This is a genomic window from Shewanella maritima (genome assembly GCF_004295345.1).
GTDB lineage: Bacteria > Pseudomonadota > Gammaproteobacteria > Enterobacterales > Shewanellaceae > Shewanella > Shewanella maritima.
Genome location: NZ_CP036200.1, coordinates 3262745 through 3282500, shown reverse-complemented (window position 1 = coordinate 3282500; position 19756 = coordinate 3262745). Strand labels below are relative to the sequence as shown.

The following is a 19756-nucleotide window of genomic DNA, read 5'->3' as shown; positions in this document are numbered from 1 at the left end:
CTAACCGGCTCGCGGCGCATTTGACTCTCACTTCTTATAAAAGAAGCGACAAGTTATCTGTGTGAACACTCAACAGGTCTAAATTCGTGTCGATAAGGAGGTGATCCAGCCCCAGGTTCCCCTAGGGCTACCTTGTTACGACTTCACCCCAGTCATGAACCACAAAGTGGTGAGCGTTCTCCCGAAGGTTAAACTACCCACTTCTTTTGCAGCCCACTCCCATGGTGTGACGGGCGGTGTGTACAAGGCCCGGGAACGTATTCACCGTAGCATTCTGATCTACGATTACTAGCGATTCCGACTTCATGGAGTCGAGTTGCAGACTCCAATCCGGACTACGACGTACTTTCTGAGATTAGCTCCACCTCGCGGTCTCGCAACCCTCTGTATACGCCATTGTAGCACGTGTGTAGCCCTACTCGTAAGGGCCATGATGACTTGACGTCGTCCCCACCTTCCTCCGGTTTATCACCGGCAGTCTCCCTAAAGTTCCCACCCGAAGTGCTGGCAAATAAGGATAAGGGTTGCGCTCGTTGCGGGACTTAACCCAACATTTCACAACACGAGCTGACGACAGCCATGCAGCACCTGTCTCAGAGTTCCCGAAGGCACTAAACCATCTCTGGTAAATTCTCTGGATGTCAAGAGTAGGTAAGGTTCTTCGCGTTGCATCGAATTAAACCACATGCTCCACCGCTTGTGCGGGCCCCCGTCAATTCATTTGAGTTTTAACCTTGCGGCCGTACTCCCCAGGCGGTCTACTTAATGCGTTAGCTTGAGAGCCCAGTGTTCAAGACACCAAACTCCGAGTAGACATCGTTTACGGCGTGGACTACCGGGGTATCTAATCCCGTTTGCTCCCCACGCTTTCGTACATGAGCGTCAGTCTTTGTCCAGGAGGCCGCCTTCGCCACCGGTATTCCTTCAGATCTCTACGCATTTCACCGCTACACCTGAAATTCTACCTCCCTCTACAAGACTCTAGTTCGCCAGTTCCAAATGCAATTCCCAGGTTGAGCCCGGGGCTTTCACATCTGGCTTAACGAACCGCCTGCGTACGCTTTACGCCCAGTAATTCCGATTAACGCTCGGACCCTCCGTATTACCGCGGCTGCTGGCACGGAGTTAGCCGGTCCTTCTTCTGCGAGTAACGTCACAGCTAGCAGGTATTAACCACTAACCTTTCCTCCTCGCTGAAAGTGCTTTACAACCCTAGGGCCTTCTTCACACACGCGGCATGGCTGCATCAGGGTTTCCCCCATTGTGCAATATTCCCCACTGCTGCCTCCCGTAGGAGTCTGGGCCGTGTCTCAGTCCCAGTGTGGCTGATCATCCTCTCAGAACAGCTAGGGATCGTTGCCTTGGTGAGCCATTACCTCACCAACTAGCTAATCCCACCTAGGTTCATCCAATCGCGAAAGGCCCGAAGGTCCCCTCCTTTCCCCCGTAGGGCGTATGCGGTATTAGCAGTCGTTTCCAACTGTTATCCCCCTCGACTGGGCAGATCCCTAGGCATTACTCACCCGTCCGCCGCTCGACGCCGTTATCGTCCCCCGAAGGTTCAGATAACTCGTTTCCGCTCGACTTGCATGTGTTAGGCCTGCCGCCAGCGTTCAATCTGAGCCATGATCAAACTCTTCAATTAAAAGTTTTTACAGTCACTCTCTATAAAATAGAAAGAACTGACTCAATGAATTCTACTGTCATGCGTCAATTTAAATTGAATGAACAATTCAAATTAACTTGTGTCGTATGAACATCAATGAGTTTTAAATTTTGTGACTCATCAAAAGATGAATCTGTCGAATTTAACGCTCTGTGAATGTCCACACAGATATACTTGTCATATTGTTAAAGAGCATCCCGTTCGCGCTTGGCTCATCGGGTCAGGGCTGCGTATTCTACGCTTTCCCATCTCGGCGTCAAGTGTTTTTTCAAACTTTCTTTTCGCCTTGATTTGAGTGGCTTAAATGCCTTCAAATCAAACTGTCAGGTTCACTGCCTACACCTCGTGTTGGCCGCTGCGCCGTGCCTACCAAGCTTGTTCCAGACAAGCTTTGGCATTCCCTACGTCCTGTAGGTCAGTGGGTGCGCATTATAGGGGGCAGATTTATTTGCGCAAGCCCTTATATGCGATTTTCTTAAAAACACTGCTCAAGCGCGCACAATTTAAGCAACACCAGCCCTAAATGTGCATTACAGCTCCATTTCAGTACTAGCCAGGTACTAAACCATTACTAAAAGAGCCTAGCAAGCTATGCAAAAGAGCACTGAACTCGAGCGGGACAGATAAGCATAGACTAAAAATGACAAGTTATTTTTAGCCTTAGAGCATTACTCTGCTCTCAGATGGACGCAGCGAAGCTAAGCTACTGATTCAGGTAACTTTGCCTTCGAACAATTTTTATTAGATTATTTGTTGGCTTTATTATGCGGATATCCTATGTTGGGATAAATAACAAATAAGTTCATACAACCTGGACGTTACCATGAGCCGACAGCACTCTTTACTAATCAACATCACAGCAGCCTTATTTATCTTTGTAGTTGCAATACCACTCGCCTCTGCAGCAGTGATCTACACTTGGGTCGATGATAAAGGCGTGGTGCACTACAGCGAGCAACCGCCGAAAGGCGTCAACGCAACTAAAATATATAGCGAAGACATTGAACCAGCTAAGGCAGGGTATATTGCCCCAAAGAAACGCGAGCAAGTGCAAAAGCAATCTGAGTTAGAAAAATCAGCCGCTATCATTAACGCAACAGACAAAGAACAAGCCAAAGAGCTTTGCGAAAGTGCTAAGCACAGTTTAAGCGTATTAAAGAGCTACAACCGCCTGACTCGAAAGAATGAAAAAACCGGTGAGATGGAGCAAATGACCGCTGAACAAAAAACACAGGCAATAAACGAGAATGAGCAGAGGGTAAAACTCTTCTGTAAATAGTAGAGCTTGCCGATTCAAATTCTATATACAACAAAGGGAGCAATTGCTCCCTTTGTTGTTTCTATCATTCAGTAAAAAGCACTGAGGCTTCTCCAATAGCTATTGATTAAACATCAGCTGACTATCGACAACATCTACTTTTATCACTTTGCCCGGTACTAACTCACCTTTCAGTAGTAGCTGTGCCAGCGGATTTTCAACTTCTTGCTGTAAGGCACGCTTAAGTGGTCTTGCACCATAAACAGGATCAAATCCGGCTTGGGCAATTAAAGCTAACGCGTCTTTGCTGATCTCGATGTCGAAATCTCGCTCTGCCAAACGCTGCTTGAGATTATTTAGCTGAATACTTGCGATATGGGCAATATGCTCAGCGGCAAGCGGGTGGAATACCACACTTTCATCGACACGGTTTAAAAACTCAGGTCTAAATGAATGCGTCACCACGTTCATCACCTGCTGCTTCATGCTTTGATAATCCAACTGTTCAAACTGCTCCTGAATAACATCTGAACCTAGGTTAGATGTCATGATCACCACAGTATTACGAAAATCGACCGTGCGACCTTGGCCATCTGTTAAACGGCCGTCATCGAGCACCTGCAGCAAGATATTGAACACATCAGGGTGAGCTTTCTCAACTTCATCAAGCAAGATAACTGAATAAGGTTTACGTCTTACCGCTTCAGTTAAGTAGCCACCTTCTTCATAGCCGACATACCCTGGTGGTGCACCAACTAAACGCGACACCGCATGTTTTTCCATAAACTCAGACATGTCGATACGCACCATGGCTGACTCTGTATCGAACAGAAACTTTGCCAAAGATTTACACAGCTCAGTTTTACCCACACCTGTTGGACCGAGGAATAAGAAAGAACCAATCGGGCGATTCGGGTCAGCAAGCCCTGCGCGGCTACGGCGAATAGCGTTAGCTACCGCATCAACGGCCTCGTTTTGACCTATCACTCGCTCATGCAGTGCATCTTCCATGTGCAGCAATTTCTCGCGTTCACCTTCAAGCATTTTTGCAACTGGGATACCAGTCGCTTTTGACAGCACTTCGGCAATTTCAACATCAGTCACCTTATTACGCAACAAGGTCATGTCTTGCATTTCCGCTTGAGATGCAAGATCGAGTTGCTTCTCAAGTTCAGGGATGCGGCCGTACTGTAGCTCAGACATGCGCGTTAAATCACTGGCGCGGCGAGCAACCTCGAGGTCCATTCGTGCTTGTTCCAGATCGGCCTTAATATGCTGAGTACCGGCAAGCGCTGCTTTTTCTGTATGCCAAATTTCATTTAGCTCGTTAGCATTTAGCTCAACTTCTTTAAGCTCTGATTGCAAATGCGACAGACGCTTGCGGCTGGCTTCATCAGACTCTTTTGCCAATGCTTGCTCTTCTAGCTTTAGCTGAATCGCGCGGCGCTCCAACCTATCAAGCGTTTCTGGTTTAGAATCGATTTGTAACCGAATGCTCGATGCAGCCTCATCGATTAAGTCGATGGCTTTGTCTGGCAACTTACGATCTGAAATATAACGGTGCGACATACTCGCCGCAGCAACAATCGCCGGGTCTGTAATTTCCACATGATGATGCAGCTCATAACGCTCTTTCAGACCTCGCAAAATTGCAATGGTCGCCTCAACACTCGGCTCATCGACCACAACTTTTTGGAAGCGACGCTCAAGCGCAGCGTCTTTTTCGACATACTGACGGTATTCATCGAGCGTGGTTGCACCAACACAATGTAGCTCACCGCGAGCAAGCGCAGGTTTGAGCATGTTCCCCGCATCCATCGCGCCTTCGCCTTTACCGGCGCCAACCATAGTATGTAGCTCATCAATAAATAAGATGATTTGCCCTTCTTCTTGGGCAAGCTCATTTAATACTGCTTTCAGGCGCTCTTCAAATTCACCGCGATACTTAGCGCCTGCTATTAAGGCACCCATATCTAGCGAAAGCACGCGCTTATTCTTAATACCCTCAGGTACTTCACCATTAACAATGCGCTGTGCAAGTCCTTCGACGATTGCAGTTTTACCCACACCTGGCTCACCAATTAGCACAGGGTTATTTTTGCTGCGGCGCTGCAGCACTTGAATTGTGCGGCGGATTTCATCGTCGCGACCAATCACAGGGTCGAGCTTACCTTGCTCAGCGCGCTCAGTTAAATCGATAGTGAATTTCTTCAAAGCTTGGCGTTGATCTTCAGCATTAGGATCATCCACGTTTTGTCCGCCACGCATTTGCTCAATGCTTTTCTCCATCAGCTCTTTTGTGGCACCCGATTCTTTCAGAGCTTTGGAGAGTGCATCGTTCCCCTCAAGCGCAGCAATAATGAATAGCTCTGAGGAGATGTATTTGTCTTTGCGCTTTTGCGACAGCTTATCGCATAGGTTTAGCAGGCGGATTAAGCCTTGAGATAACTGCACATCTGCGCCAGTGCCTTCTACTTGCGGCAAGCGCTCCAACTCTTGGCTTAGTTTTGAGCGCAGCGCGCTAACCTGAATCCCCGCTTGAGTTAACAGCGGGTGAATTGAGCCAGAATCTTGATTAAGCAACGCCATCATAAGGTGGGTTGGTTCTATAAATTGATGGTCGCGCCCAAGCGCTAGAGATTGAGCATCAGAAATCGCAATCTGAAACTTATTAGTCATGCGGTCGAGTCTCATACTACCTCCTACTATCTAACATGGCTGCCACTACAAAGTTCTCTTTATTAAAAAGGCTTTTACTAAGAGCATGCGCACCAAAACATTAATCTAGTAAAGAAATGGGGACTGATGAAATAAATTCAAGTCTTCGATACAGCCAATAAACCAGAGTGTAAATGTCGGATATAAAATGGAGACAGAGCGCCAATAGCACAGTGGCTAATCAAAACTAGCTAGAAAGCTAAACAGATCAAGAAAAGCTAAAGAACAATACAAAGGATCAAGCTGACTAGCGTTTACTATCAGACGCTAATGCTTAGCATTCAGTTTAAGACTTTAACCACACAAGCGTCGCTTGGCGGCCAGTTTGCTTTTCGCGGCGATAAGAGAAAAAGTCAGTATTAGAGACTGTGCATTCATCACTACTATAAATAGTGTTAATACCTAGGGCGGATAAGCGCTGCTCAGCTAACTGATAAATATTAGCCAAATACTTATCACCAGATGCAGTAAAACAATTCGCGGCATTTGCATTATGAGCAACAAACGCTTGCTTGACCTCTGCGCCCACTTCAAATTTTTTAGGGCCAATTGCTGGGCCTAAATAGGCAATCAAGTTTTGATAGTCTGCAGCAAACTTATGTGTGGTCTGCTCAATAATGCCATCGCACAAGCCACGCCAACCGGCATGAATGGCTGCGACCTCGCTTCCTTGCTCATCACATAGTACGACAGGCAAGCAATCTGCTGTCATCACAGCGCAAACAATACCACTTCGATTAGCATAACATGCGTCGGCTTCAATCGGCTTTGACGAACAAGAAGGTAAGGCGGGGTTTTCAAGTACATGAGTACCATGTACTTGCTTGAGCCACACAGGCTTAGCTGGTAGCTCAAGCATAGATGTCACTAACTGCCGATTATGCTCAACCTTAGTTGGTGCATCACCCACATGATCGCCAAGATTCAAGCTATCAAAAGGTGTTTCGCTCACGCCGCCATGTCGGTCAGTAAAGGCTACGCCAACATTAGCGGGTACAGGCCAGTTAGTTTGCCACATTAAAGGTACTCGACCGGGTTTTCTTCCAGATCTTTACGCATGGCTTTGGTTAGCTTAACCATGTCATCAGGTATTGGCGCATGCCAGGTCATGATTTCACAGGTAAACGGGTGCGCTAATTCAAGACGCACCGCGTGCAGAGCTTGGCGTTTGAAATCTTTTAAAGTGTCGAAAAATTCTTCGCTAGCCTTTTTCGGCGGGCGCGGGCGGCCGCCATATACAGGGTCACCAACCAACACATGACCAATATGGGCCATATGCACACGAATTTGGTGAGTACGACCTGTTTCAAGGCGCAGACGTAAACGCGTGTGCGCACGAAACTTCTCAGCAACACGGTAATGTGTAACCGATGGACGGCCACCATGAACTACCGCCATTTGTGTGCGCTTAGTTTCATGACGATCAATTGGCTCATCGACTGTGCCGCCCGCTGTCATAGTGCCAGTGACTAGCGCTTCGTATTCACGAACAATGTCACGAGCCTGCAGCGCGGCGACTAAGTGAGTTTGCGCTTCAACGGTTTTAGCCACCACCATCAAACCTGTGGTGTCTTTATCCAGACGATGAACAATACCAGCTCTCGGTACATGTTCAATTTCAGGGTGATGATGCAACAAGGCATTCATTAACGTGCCATCGGCATTACCCGCACCTGGGTGAACCACCAAGCCAGCTTGCTTGTTGATAACTATAATGTGGTCATCTTCGTAAACAATGTTGAGGTCAATGTCTTGGGCTTCGGCATGGACTTCTTCTTCCAGCGTGGCGTCAATTGCAATTTCTTGCGACTCAAAAACTTTTTCGCGCGGCTTATCAACTGTGGTACCGTCAATGCTAACTGCACCAGATAGGATCCATTCTTTGATGCGTGTACGGGAATAATCAGGGAACAATTCGGCCAATGCTCTGTCCAATCTTAGGCCGGTTTGTGTTGCTGTGATCTCGCTTTTTAGATTAATCTGTTGTGTCATAGGAACCGTACCCCGATATTGGGGTCCAAAGTAAATGTGCTATCTGTTACAATCGGATGTTTTCTATTTTACCGTGAAATGGAAAAATTCTTAACTACAACTTATAAAAGAATTGAATTCAAGTATGTATAAATATGCAAAAGGTCTAGCGTTAATCGCAACATTGGCGCTAACTGCCTGTAGTAGCAATCAATCAGAAGAAGAACTCACAGCCAGTAAAGCCTCTCCAGAAGTACTTTATAAACAAGCTCGCACCTCAATGGAGCTCGGCAATTACTCAAAAGCAGTACGTTCGCTTGAAGCACTAGACTCGCGTTACCCATTTGGTGCGCACAAAACTCAAGTACAACTTGACCTCATTTTCGCTTATTACAAAATGGACGATGCAGCTTCAGGTATTGCTAACATCGACCGTTTTATTCGCTTAAACCCAACGCATCCAAACATTGATTACGTGTACTACATGCGCGGCCTAACCAACATGCAGGCTGATAATTATTTGTTCCATCAGATGATGAACATTGATCGCACCGATCGTGACCCTAAAAACGCCCAAGATGCATTCCGTGACTTTGAGCGTTTGATTAAGACCTACCCAAACAGCCCTTATGCAGCTGACGCGCAAAAGCGTATGCAGTTTTTGAAAAACCGCCTAGCGATGTATTCAATCAAGGTGGCTGAATATTATGTCAAAATGAACGCGTGGAGCGCTGCGGCAGTGCGTGCGCAAACTGTGTTAGAGAAATTCCCAGGGACACCTGCAACTGAGCGCGCATTGGAAATCATGACCATCGCTTACGATGAGTTAGGGCAAGACAAGCTAAAAGAACATGCACAAATGGTGATGCAGGTTAACTTCCCTGAAAATGAGTCGCTAAACCGATAAGCGTCATCAAAAGCTAGCCAGATAGAAAATGCCCGCTAACGACATCATCGTGCGGGCATTTTTGTATCTGTAATTCGAATGATTACACAGAACTTAAAATGAACTATTTATGGTGATAAACAAAACCGCCATACAAATACTTGGTCGCCTCTGCGCCGAGCACGGCAACTTTATCGCCCGAAGTTAACTTACCTGAGTGGATCAACCGAGACAAACTCACCCAAATAGCAGCAGAGCCTAAGTTACCTAAGTGCTTAGCATCATTAATTATCCGCTGTGGTTCTATGCCTAACTCTTTTGCCATTAAGCTGTCGATATGTCCATTGGCTTGATGAGGCAAAATATAAGCAAAATCGTCTAACTGATAACCTCGACTTTGCAGCGCTTGCCAGCCTAGTTCAAATAGCTGACTTCCTTGAGCCCGCACCGCAGCGGTATTGTGGTGAAAACGCGCCATGCGTTTCTCACCCACATCGTTTGAACCTGAATCTAGGTAAAATCCAGGCTGTTTGTCATGCCCTACCTGACCAAGATAAATATCGCTAAGCAATGCTAAGTTTGAATTGTCAGTGGCTTGCGGCCCAACAATACAAGCCGCAGCGCCATCGCCCATTTGCACATAATTAACCAACTGCTCAGTGTCGATAAACTCCTTGCTCATATCAAAATAAACAGAGCCAGTTTCAACCCCAACAATGGCGACAGGTTTTGGCGTGGTCGCGCAAAAAGCCGAGGCAATTTGTAGACTATTGGCAAAACCAGTACAAGCCTGCCGCAGCTCTAAATAAGGTCCATGATAAGCAAGCACATCGGCAAGCCAAGCAGCATTAGGTGGTACTTGAGTGTGTGGCGTACAGGTATGCGTCAGCAGGTAATCTAAATCTGCAGCTGTCATATCCGCATGAGCTAACGCCTGAGATATCACCTGCTTACTCAGTTCAATGCTTGATGGATTAGCACTACTTGTCGCTGTGGTTAAATCCCGCACCAAATAACGGCTTTCAATGCCTAGGTGTTTAGTGATGCTTTTAGCTTTACGAGCTGCAAAGCGGCCACATTTTTCTGCTAGTGCAGCAAGTAAATGGGCGTTATCAACACGCTCATTGGGCAACTGATGTGCGATGCCATAAACGGCTAAATCATTAGCGGCGAACTTTACTGCCATTTGTCCTCCAATCTTTGTTTAATGCTATCTAGACAAACACCCATAGATTCAAAAGAGCGCTGCTGAGTTAATAGTAAGGTAAATAGATCTGATGACACGCTCTCCTGCTGCTGAGCAAAATCATCAGCCGAAGCCCCTAGACCAATGGCGTGATGACGGCTCACATACACGTGCTTGGCCTCATCTTTTTTTATCATGGCGCAAAGCTGGCTAAAGCCATGTTCTCGTCCTAAATTGCTGTGCTCAAAACTATGCATAATTTGTGTCACACAGGTATCTAAGGTCGCGATACGCACAAAATGCTGCTGATAATTCTCAACACGACCCAACCCCATATAAAAACGCTTTGCTAACCTTTGCACCTTAGCTATTTCACTAGCAGCATCATTATGCTGAGGCAGGGAGTCGGCAACTTGTTGCAATGCAATATCGTGGCGACACTCATCCGCCTCTACAGCCTGTAGCGTGGCAATGGTACGCAAACGTTCTTTATCTGTGAGTGAAGGTTGCTGCTGGCCAAGGCGTTCAATCTCTTGGTTAAACACCAACTGAGCAGACTGTTCACCACACAGCAACAATGGCAATAAACGAGCTAGATGTTGTTGCTGAGCCTCAGTAAAAACAAGCGGCGACTTGGCTTGCTGCGCTATCCAGCGTGTTAAGCGCTCAGCGTTTTTCCCCTCGGTCACTTTAGGCGTAGCAGCGTGACCAAAACAGCGGCGCTGACTCATAGCGGCCTCCTTAGCAAGTATCGATAGACCACTGGTAAGACGATCACGTCAAACAACCAGGCAAACGAAATCACGATTACTGACAACAAACTCAATTGAATAATCGGCCCAAACTCAGAAATCAAGCCGATACCAAAACCCAGCACCAATGTCATAGTGGTAAAGCTCACCACAGGGATCACTCCTGAGTATTGTTGCCAAAATTGTTCGGTTAAACCTGGCACCTCGGTTTTATCATCGCTGGCTACCGGCAGTTTCAGCATCAAATGCAAGGTGTCATCAACAATGATCCCGAGCATGATCCCTAACACCACTGCTGTACCGATACTGATAAAACCGCCAGTGACTTGCCATAAACCAAACATCCACAGCAAAGGCAAAAAGTTAAGACTCAGCCCAGCTACGGCAAAAGCAAAACTGCGTTTAATCAACCCTAGAATGACCGACAGCAAGCTCAGTGCAATGGCAAACGAAAGCAACATGCTTTTGGCATTATCCAAGCAAAGATGAGCAAACATTAAATTGCTACTGGTGAGTTTACCCACTTGCAGCTGCCCTTGATTTTCACCAAGCCATAGCTCAACTTTCTGTTCAAACTCCACCATTTCTCTGGCCGTTAACGGCTTTAAGTAAATGGTGAGCAAGCTTGACTCAAAACCTGTTGAAATTTCTGCGCCCAAACCAAGCTCGGCAACCGTATTTTCGTGAGCAAGCCGTTTAAGTTGAGATGAAGAAAGACCGGCGCTTTTAACCCAATCACCAATATGACTGACTCGCTTAACCTCATCTTGGGATTGCAAGTAGCGCCCAAAGCGATACAAAAAGCTTAGGTATGCCTTGTCGTAAATGGCATAAGGAGAGGTAGGCACTTGGATGTGCAATAAATTAATGCCGTAAAAGTATTGCTGCACTTTTTGCTGCGAAATTGCCAACGGGTTATCGTCAGCAAAGTAGCTCATAGGGTCATCATTGAGCTTAAGTTTGAACGCACTAGATGCTGCAACCAAACTCAGCAAAACCACCAGAGCCATGACAGCTTTAGGGTAACCACTTATGCGTTTAGCCATTGTAGCGACCTTGCTAAAGCGAGTAACGCGGTCAAACGTCACAGCAGAGATTTGCGCTTTAGCAGCAACCGTCACCAGCAAGGTATGACATAGCAAATAGTGAATTAACACAGCGCAAGCAACCAACACGCCAAACGCTTGAATAGGAGGCGATGGACTCACCGACAGCAATGAAAAGCCAAAGGCCGTGGTGAGCGTGGCGTAAAACAAAGGTTTACGGTTATGTTCAAACGTCGCAGCTATTGCGTTGGTACCTGTGCCATCATCCACCTGGGTGCCAATACGCTGCCAACCAAGATACAAGTGTGCTGAATAGGCCAATGATAAGGTCACGATAATCACAGGTATAAACGCGCTAATTGCCGCCAAGGTTAAATTGAACCAGCCAGCGATCCCAAGAGTGAGCAACAATATCATCAAACAGTTTGCTGCAATTGCCATTAACCACCAGCGACTTTTAATAAACATCAACGCCATAAAAGTGATCACTAACAATAACCCTGGCGCAAACCAACTTAAGTCATGCCTCAATACCTTTGCATATTGCCAGTTAAGCGCTTCAGCCCCAGTTAGATGGACTTCAACTCCTTGCGAGCGCCAATAAAACTGGCTCAAACTCAACACACTATCAATGTGATGCTCCCGCCATAAGGTGGTGTTGCCAAACTTATCCTGATCATCCTGATTTAAATGCAGGGTTAACATAATCGCTTGCTCATCAGCCGATAACACCAAAGGCAAGCGCGGATGCTGCTTATAACTTAAAATGGGGGATTGACGCTGACTCTGATTAACAAACTCCACGTAACCACCTACCTCATCAATCGCCTGCTTACGCTGCAGTTGAGCCACAAAATTCATTAACTGGGTTTGTCGGTGTTCGCTACTCCAAGGCTCATCATTGATTTTTGACTCAAGCAACATCAAAAACTCATCATTGCGCTCAAACGAGTGTTGCATGCGCTTCGCATCAATAAACCTAGGATCATCTTTAGCAAAGTAATCGTTAAAGTTAACGTCCAAGTTCAAACGGGCGACGCCCATAAGCGCCCAAAGCAGTAGTACAAAAATGCCTATGCCCAAGGTGATTGGCGATGCCAGTGATAAACGGATTAACTTTTGTTGCCAACTCAAATGCTAGTTCTCAATTGTTATTAGTTGAAGGCCTTAAGAGTAAGTTAATTTAATAGACCGTAGAAGTGATAGAAAAATTTGCTAATTGATTGAATTAATTTCACTAAGCTTGGATAGTTAGTGTCAAGTGAGTGACCAAGAGATGGTTTAGCTCATTTGCGCTGAATTCCGGTTTCCTCAATTGTGAATACGCTCAATAAGACTGAGCACAACAAAGATTGGCAAAGCTGGGGAATTCTTGCGCAAACACACCAGTAAAAGCAGTTTTTTACAAAAATCGTTTGACTCCAAGCCATAAAACTCGTTTAATAGCGCCCGTCGCCCGAATAGCTCAGTTGGTAGAGCAGAGGATTGAAAATCCTCGTGTCCCTGGTTCGATTCCGGGTTCGGGCACCATATTCTTAAGGTGCTTGATAACTTCGACACCTGAAAAAGCCTCGCAATGCGAGGCTTTTTTGTTTTTGGCGTTTAATCATTCTTTTATTAGCGACTCTTGTATAAGCGACTTCCGTATAAACTATCAGCGCCTCTACCAAACCTCTTCTAAGCAACACAACTAAAAGGCCAACGCAATAACGTTAGCCCATAGAATATTCTCTCTTACTTCGGTGTCCCGCCTTGGTTACATAGGCTCAATATGTTCCACCATAAGTTGCACAGTTTGATTACCGCGATACTCATTTACATCAAGCTTATAAGCGATTCTGGCATGACTAATGGTGGCATCTGGCCAAACCTTTAAATCAATGTTGAATGCAATCGCATCAAGCATTAGCGCGCCGCACTCGGTTTCAACTAGCAGCTTTAAATGCTTCTCGCCAACAATGCGTTGCTGCACTACTCTAAAGTACCCATCAAACACCGGCTCTTCAAACGCTTGCCCCAAGGGCCAGCTTGACGCAGCAGATGCGCCGTCTCCAGATTTAACTCAGCGATAGCAAGCTCACCATCAGATAGCACTTCACCAGCCAATTGCTCTTTATCCAGTGTTTGCTTCACCATGGCATCATAAGCCAAACAAAAATCAGCAAAGCGGTCTGCGTGAATCGATAAGCCTGCTGCCATAGCATGACCACCAAACTTAATGATCATCCCGGGGTTTTGGGTGTTAATCGCATCGAGCAAATCACGCATGTGCAGGCCCTTAATGGATCTCGCACTGCCTTTAATTTCTCCCTCACCTGCATCAGCAAAAGCAATCACTGGGCGGTGATACCTATCTTTAATTCTTGACGCTAAAATACCAATCACGCCCTGATGCCAGTCATCCTGAAACAGTGCGATGCCCCAAGGTAGCTCAGCTTCATTGAGCGCCATCGCATCTAAAAACTTGAGCGCTTCTTGTTGCATGCCAGTTTCTAGCTCGCGGCGCTCTTGATTTAAGCCATCAAGTTCAGCAGCCATTTGCCTTGCTTTCATAATGTCGTCACACAATAAGGTTTCGACACCTAACGCCATTTCATCTAACCGCCCAGCCGCATTTAATCTAGGGCCGACAGCAAAGCCAAAATCAGCTGCAACAAGACGCTGAGGAGTACGTTTCCCCACTTCTAATAACGCAGTGATCCCCGGGCGGCAACGCCCTGCTTTTACCCTTTGCATACCTGCTTGTACCAAGCGGCGGTTATTAGCATCTAGCGCCACCACATCGGCCACAGTGCCTAAAGCTACGATATCCAACAAGTTAGATAGATTTGGCTCGGCAATTTGCTGAGCATCAAACCAGCCTCGTTTAGCAAGGGTTGCTCGCAGTACTGACATTAAATAAAACGCCACACCGACACCGGCAATGGCTTTACTAGCAAACTCACAGCCTTGCTGGTTTGGATTCACAATGGCATCAGCATCAGGTAGCTCACGTCCAGGCAAATGATGGTCGGTTACCACAACCTGCATGCCCGCAGCTTTAGCTGCGCTCACGCCTTCGATAGATGATATGCCGTTATCAACGGTAATCAATAACTGCGCCCCTTGCGCCGCAGCAACTGCAACAATCTCAGGGCTTAAACCATAGCCATACTCAAAGCGATTCGGGATCAGGTAATTAACCTTGGCAGCGCCCATCATTTTCAATGCCAGCATGCACACGCTTGTGGAGGTAGCGCCATCAGCGTCAAAGTCGCCAACAATCATAATGGCTTTATTGGCTTGGATTGCATCAGCAATAATCTGTGCGCCAGCGTCGATCCCCATCATGGTATTGGGTCTTAACAGATGCTTAAGTGAGAGGTCGTGATGCTCAGTGCAAACACCGCGGCGGGCGTAAAGCTGGCGGATTAGACGAGATTCAATAGCTGATAAATGTGAGTCATCAACCTGAGGGCGACGGACAATAGAATGCGACATGGAGACCTATAAAAGTGCGATAACTGAGCAATAAATATGCGATAGAAATTATACCAATTAGCACAAGAACGTGATCATTCTTACTGGTTAAAATCGCTTATAACTTCGTTAGAAGTTTTGTAGGTAGAACAACTAGCTAGCTGCAATTTCCGCCTTGTTTTAAACGATTTTTCCTGCCTAATATCCGATCACTTACTTATCCCAATTGGTATTAAGGCTAAATGTAAGCCAAATAAGCTAGCAACTAACTAGCAAAAGGTAAACAAAAGGTGAGCCTGAGCTCACCTTCAAGTAGTTTATTCACCCAGCTATGTGGGTATGTTTACGGCTGACGATTATAACGCGCGCTGAAGCGTTTTAAGTAAACGTTCTGGCGGCTGATAACCAGGAATAACAGAGCCATTTTCTAATACGATGGCAGGTGTACCTGAAATACCAAACTGTTGACCTAGGTAAAACTGCTTGCTGATATCAACATCACAGCTTGCTGCCTTAACATTACCGCCAGACTTAGCTTCAGTCATCGCTTTTAGCGGGTCTTTTGCACACCAAACGGCTTGCATCTCATCTGCGTTAGCTGAAGGCACGCCACGGCGCGGGTAAGCCAAGTAACGGATGGTAATGCCTAAATCATTGTAGCCTTGCATTTCGTTGTGGAGTTTACGGCAGTAACCGCAATCAACATCGGTGAATACGGTGACCACATACTTTTCGTTTTTTGCTTTGTAAACCAGCATGTCTTTTTCAAATGGCTTAAGCATTTCTAAACGTGGTGCGGCCATCGCAGCATTAAATGCGGTGTCACTTAGGTTTTCCATGTTGTTATCTAACGCATAGATATTACCGTGGATTAACTTGCTACCGTCTTCACTAATGTAAAGCATACCTTGTTTAGTTACCGCCTGGTAAAGCCCTTCGATAGGTGCTTTTTCCATGCTCACTACATCAACGTTTAGCTTATCTACAAGCTGCTCTGTTAGTTTGTCTTCGATGCTGCCAGTTGAGTTAGCGGCCAAAGTAACAGGCGAAAATATCAAACCAGCAATCAACGCCAGCGAAAAACGAACTTTCATGTTTATTCCTATTGAATGAGATCTAACTATTTAGACCTGAGTTGCTGAGCAAAACTTACAGAGAATGCCCAATTAACGCAACTTTAATAAAAAATTTTTAAGGCAAGAGTCACTCATTTAAGTTTCCTAACCCCGCGGGTGGTGACTCTGATGTAAAGATTGAAGCCTGGCTTTAGCCACATGGGTGTATATTTGTGTTGTAGATAAATCACTATGGCCTAGCAGTAACTGCACCACCCTTAAATCGGCACCATGATTAAGCAGGTGAGTGGCGAATGCATGGCGCAATGTATGAGGCGACAAATCAGCGGTTATGCCAGCGCGACTGGTGTATAACTTAATACGATGCCAAAAGGTTTGCCGAGTCATTTGCTTAGCACGTTTAGACGGAAACAATACATCTGATGGTTTATCATTAAGCAAAATTGGTCGCGCCAGTTTCAAATATTGCATCACCTCATCAACTGCAAGCTCGCCCATAGGAACTAGACGCTCTTTACCGCCTTTACCCACAATTTGCACAACACCTTGGCGCAAACTGATCTGCTCCATGGTTAAGCTGACAAGCTCAGTTACTCGCAGCCCTGTGGCATACAGCAGCTCAAGCATCGCCTTATCTCTATGCTCTATTGGGTCTTCGGTATCTGGCTCATTCAATAATGCATCAATTTGCGCTTCTGATAATGTATCGGGAATATGCCGCGCCTGTTTAGGTGACTCTAACAACGCACTTGGGTCATCTTCACGCTGCCCACTGCGCACCAAATAGCGATAAAAACGCCTAACGCTACTCAATAGCCTAGCACTGCTTGATTTGGCGTAACCCTGTTCAAAACGGTGTGCAAGATAATCGCGAATATCTTGAGTACCCGCATCCTGTAGCCTTTGCTTACGCTTAGCGAAAAATGCATTGAGATGGGCAAGATCAGTGCGATAAGACGCGAGCGTGTTGTCGCTTACACCGCGTGATGACCATAAATCATCTAAAAACGCATCGATAACGGGATTGCTTTGTGGCTTGGTGTCGTTTTTTACTGCTGACAATTTCGATTGTTTTGACAAAGAGAACTCATTAAAAAAGCGCTAGGTTATGCAAAACATAACATAGCGCCAATTTACAAGGCTAAAGCTTTATTGATAAACCCTATTGAGCGGTTTGTTTTTTACCAATAAACAAACTGGCAATCATCATTAGCGTTGTTGGGATCACCCAAGCCATACCCTGTGACTGCAGTGGCACCCAATCGAAGAAGTGCACTTCAAAACCAGCAGCTTTAATGCCATCAAAAATACCGAAGAATAAAGCCACAGCAAGTACCGCACGATGGGCAAATTGCTGATTAGGGAACAGGTGTCCAACCAGGGTAACCAATACCAGCGCAATCGCAACAGGATAAATGGTCATCAACACAGGTACGCTAATGCTAATTAGCTCTGCCAGTCCGACGTTAGCAATCGTTGCGCTCACAACGCTGAAGAACACAGCATATTGACTGTAGGTAAAGCGCGGCTGCAAGTCGTTGAAAAAGTCAGAACATGCAGACACTAAACCCACTGCGGTGGTTAAACATGCAAGTGTCACAACAGTTGATAACAACACAGTTCCCATAGTGCCAAACTCATGGGTGACATAATTGGTTAAAATTACCCCGCCGTTATCGGCACCGGCTGCTAAATCACCGGCTGTCGCACCCAAGAAGAATAGAGACACATACACAAAAGCTAAACCACCAGCAGCAATTAACGCTGCGCGAATAAGGTACTTGGTTTGCAGCTTGGTATCTTCAACCCCCTTTTTACGCAGCAGATCGATAATCAACATACCGAACATTAGCGAAGCTAGGGTATCCATGGTGTTGTACCCTTCAAGGAAGCCTTTGGTTAATGCGTTAGCTTGATAGTCGCCTACTGGGGCGCCGACTTCTGAGCCAGGAATAAACATTACCGACAAGGCCAAACCCACAAGTAGGATAATCAAAATTGGCGTGAGCACTTTACCTACATTATCGAGTAGCTTACCTGGGAATAGTGACAGCAGCATCACAATGCCAAAAAACACAATGGAATAAACCAGCTGCGAGATGTTAAACGTCGCACCAGCAATCACAGTAGTGGCATTTGGGTTTGATAAAAATGGTACAGCGCCAATCTCATAAGCCACCAGACCGGTACGAGGCGCAGCAAAGGCTGGACCAATAATAATATAAATTGCCACAGCAAGTGCTGTAGCAGCAAAGACTGGCAAATGCGCCATAATCTCGCCTTTAGCTTTGGCAACAGCAATCAAGCCGACCAATGGTAAACCCACCGCGGTAATTAAAAAGCCAAGCATAGCTAGAGACATGTTTTCGCCGGCCATCATGCCCGCAAAAGGAGGAAAAATAAGGTTACCTGCGCCTAAAAAGAAGGCGAAAGTCATAAAACCCAATCCTAACGTATCGGTTAGGGTCATTTGGCTGGTTTGCACGCTGTGTTTCCTATTTCTTCTTGTAAGTATTTTGTTAACTTAAGTGATTCGTTGCATTTAATCTAGCGCCTAGTTGTTGCAAGATGCGTAAACTAGGCAACCCGCCCTCATGATTCCTTGGCAACAAGTCGAATAGAAAACCTAGTCAAACCCTATGCATATTTAGCTTACGCAAGCAGTCTAACCCAACAGGTTTATTCAAGTTGTAATGCAGTAGCAGACACAAATAACAAAGATATTCGCTGCAAACAAGTTGATACAGTACATCCAACCAAAAACACCAAAAAGCGTTCAACAACCAATACAGAGCAGTAACTATAGCGATACATTAACGCCCAGTTTGCAACAAACAAGCCGCGGCATTAAGGCCCCTAGTTTCAGTTAATAGATAGAGGTAAACTGCGCGGCAACGACCAGCAGCAAATTGAATGCCTGAATGCCTTTTACGTTTAAACAGTTTCATATCGATGATGACAAGTGCGGTATGCGTGTAAGCACAGATGCGGTAGCACTTGGCGCATGGGCACCATTGCAGCAAGATTTGCTTGCGGGTACACCAAGCGATAAGCAAAGCATCAAACGCATTCTCGACATAGGCAGTGGTAGCGGCATATTAAGTTTGATGGCGGCGCAGCGAACTCACGAGTCAGTTGCTATCACAGCGGTTGAAATCGATGCAGCCGCAGCAGCGCAGTCAAAGCACAATGTGGCAAACTCCCCTGGCCCAATAAAGTTAGCGTGCTAAACGCAGCCATAGGTAGCAAGCATGGGCTTGGCAAGTTCGACCACATCCTATGTAACCCACCCTACTTTGACAATGGCCCGCAAACTCAGGAACTCAGGCGCGCTAACGCCAGACACACTAACAGCTTAAGTTTCAACGAGCTATTGCAACACATTCAAACCTTGTTAGCAGAAAAAGGCTTAGCAAGCTTAGTGTTGCCGAGTGAGTCACTTGATGCATTTACTAAGGCTATGGCTAACACTCAGCTGCAACTGGCGCAACGGGTTAATGTTTCCACTGTAAGCCATAAAGCACCAAGCCGAGTTTTGTTGTGTTTACGTCATGAATCTTACGCTGAAGAGCAACGTAATAGCGGCGAATTACCAGCGCATGCTGCTGAGTTATTGCAACAGCATATGCACATCCAGGATAAAAATGGTCTTTACAGCCAACAAATGCAGCAAATTTGCCGCGATTTTTACTTAAAACTTTAGTGAAACACTGCAGATAAGTTATACTGCTCGGCTAG

13 protein-coding genes, 1 tRNA gene, 1 rRNA gene and 1 pseudogene are annotated in these 19756 nt (G+C 46.1%); 5 read left to right on the top strand and 11 right to left on the bottom strand.

Annotation, left to right across the window (positions count from 1 at the left end):
* Window positions 1-93: 93 nt before the first annotated feature.
* Window positions 94-1645: ribosomal RNA gene (locus EXU30_RS14020) — 16S ribosomal RNA — on the bottom strand.
* An 844-nt stretch (window positions 1646-2489) separates the two neighbouring features.
* Here EXU30_RS14020 and EXU30_RS14015 point away from each other — a divergent pair.
* Window positions 2490-2945, top strand: a complete 456-nt coding sequence (locus EXU30_RS14015) for a DUF4124 domain-containing protein (RefSeq protein ID WP_130601045.1) — start codon at window positions 2490-2492, stop codon at window positions 2943-2945.
* Window positions 2946-3044: 99 nt separating this feature from the next.
* Here EXU30_RS14015 and clpB read toward each other — a convergent pair whose 3' ends face one another.
* From clpB to rluD, 3 genes are all read right to left on the bottom strand, one after another.
* Entirely contained in the window at window positions 3045-5618 is a 2574-nt protein-coding gene (clpB, locus tag EXU30_RS14010) for an ATP-dependent chaperone ClpB (RefSeq protein ID WP_130601043.1), read from the bottom strand.
* A 310-nt stretch (window positions 5619-5928) separates the two neighbouring features.
* Window positions 5929-6660: a peptidoglycan editing factor PgeF gene (gene pgeF / locus EXU30_RS14005; RefSeq protein WP_130601041.1), complete on the bottom strand. Its 732-nt coding sequence runs from the start codon at window positions 6658-6660 to the stop codon at window positions 5929-5931.
* A complete protein-coding gene (rluD, locus tag EXU30_RS14000) occupies window positions 6660-7634 on the bottom strand; it encodes a 23S rRNA pseudouridine(1911/1915/1917) synthase RluD (RefSeq protein ID WP_130601039.1) in 975 nt (324 codons plus the stop codon). The genes pgeF and rluD overlap by 1 nt, the downstream gene beginning before the upstream one ends.
* 124 nt (window positions 7635-7758) lie before the next feature.
* On the opposite strand from rluD, the gene EXU30_RS13995 reads away from it, so the two are divergent.
* Complete coding sequence (locus tag EXU30_RS13995; RefSeq protein ID WP_130601037.1) at window positions 7759-8520, top strand: outer membrane protein assembly factor BamD; 762 nt, start codon at window positions 7759-7761, stop codon at window positions 8518-8520.
* Window positions 8521-8623: 103 nt separating this feature from the next.
* Here the strand turns inward: EXU30_RS13995 and EXU30_RS13990 are convergent, their stop codons facing one another.
* From EXU30_RS13990 to EXU30_RS13980, 3 genes are read right to left on the bottom strand one after another with little or no spacing between them, the layout of a single operon-like run.
* Entirely contained in the window at window positions 8624-9685 is a 1062-nt protein-coding gene (locus tag EXU30_RS13990) for a 3-oxoacyl-ACP synthase III family protein (protein WP_130601035.1), read from the bottom strand.
* Window positions 9676-10416: a hypothetical protein gene (locus tag EXU30_RS13985; protein ID WP_130601033.1), complete on the bottom strand. Its 741-nt coding sequence runs from the start codon at window positions 10414-10416 to the stop codon at window positions 9676-9678. Before EXU30_RS13985 ends, EXU30_RS13990 begins: the two co-directional genes overlap by 10 nt.
* On the bottom strand, window positions 10413-12617 hold the full coding sequence (locus EXU30_RS13980) for an efflux RND transporter permease subunit (protein WP_242620214.1): 2205 nt from the start codon (window positions 12615-12617) through the stop codon (window positions 10413-10415). The genes EXU30_RS13985 and EXU30_RS13980 overlap by 4 nt, the downstream gene beginning before the upstream one ends.
* 320 nt (window positions 12618-12937) lie before the next feature.
* Here EXU30_RS13980 and EXU30_RS13975 point away from each other — a divergent pair.
* Window positions 12938-13013 (top strand) — tRNA-Phe (locus tag EXU30_RS13975).
* Between the two features lie 226 nt (window positions 13014-13239).
* Here EXU30_RS13975 and recJ read toward each other — a convergent pair.
* The 4 genes and pseudogenes from recJ to brnQ form a co-directional block, all read right to left on the bottom strand.
* A pseudogene (recJ, locus tag EXU30_RS13970) lies at window positions 13240-14963 on the bottom strand (single-stranded-DNA-specific exonuclease RecJ).
* 335 nt (window positions 14964-15298) lie between these two features.
* Window positions 15299-16036 (bottom strand): bifunctional protein-disulfide isomerase/oxidoreductase DsbC, encoded by a 738-nt coding sequence (gene dsbC / locus EXU30_RS13965; protein ID WP_130601031.1) that lies wholly within the window; start codon window positions 16034-16036, stop codon window positions 15299-15301.
* Window positions 16037-16162: 126 nt separating this feature from the next.
* On the bottom strand, window positions 16163-17098 hold the full coding sequence (xerD, locus tag EXU30_RS13960; protein ID WP_130601029.1) for a site-specific tyrosine recombinase XerD: 936 nt from the start codon (window positions 17096-17098) through the stop codon (window positions 16163-16165).
* Window positions 17099-17180: 82 nt separating this feature from the next.
* The gene (gene brnQ, locus EXU30_RS13955; protein ID WP_130603487.1) at window positions 17181-18488 is read right to left on the bottom strand and encodes a branched-chain amino acid transport system II carrier protein; all 1308 of its coding nucleotides are present in this window, start codon (window positions 18486-18488) and stop codon (window positions 17181-17183) included.
* A gap of 451 nt (window positions 18489-18939) precedes the next feature.
* Between brnQ and EXU30_RS20860 the strand changes: the two genes are divergently transcribed.
* Both EXU30_RS20860 and EXU30_RS20855 read left to right on the top strand, forming a co-directional pair.
* Entirely contained in the window at window positions 18940-19248 is a 309-nt protein-coding gene (locus EXU30_RS20860; protein ID WP_341274630.1) for a methyltransferase, read from the top strand.
* Window positions 19242-19721, top strand: a complete 480-nt coding sequence (locus EXU30_RS20855) for a hypothetical protein (protein WP_341274629.1) — start codon at window positions 19242-19244, stop codon at window positions 19719-19721. Before EXU30_RS20860 ends, EXU30_RS20855 begins: the two co-directional genes overlap by 7 nt.
* Window positions 19722-19756: the final 35 nt, after the last annotated feature.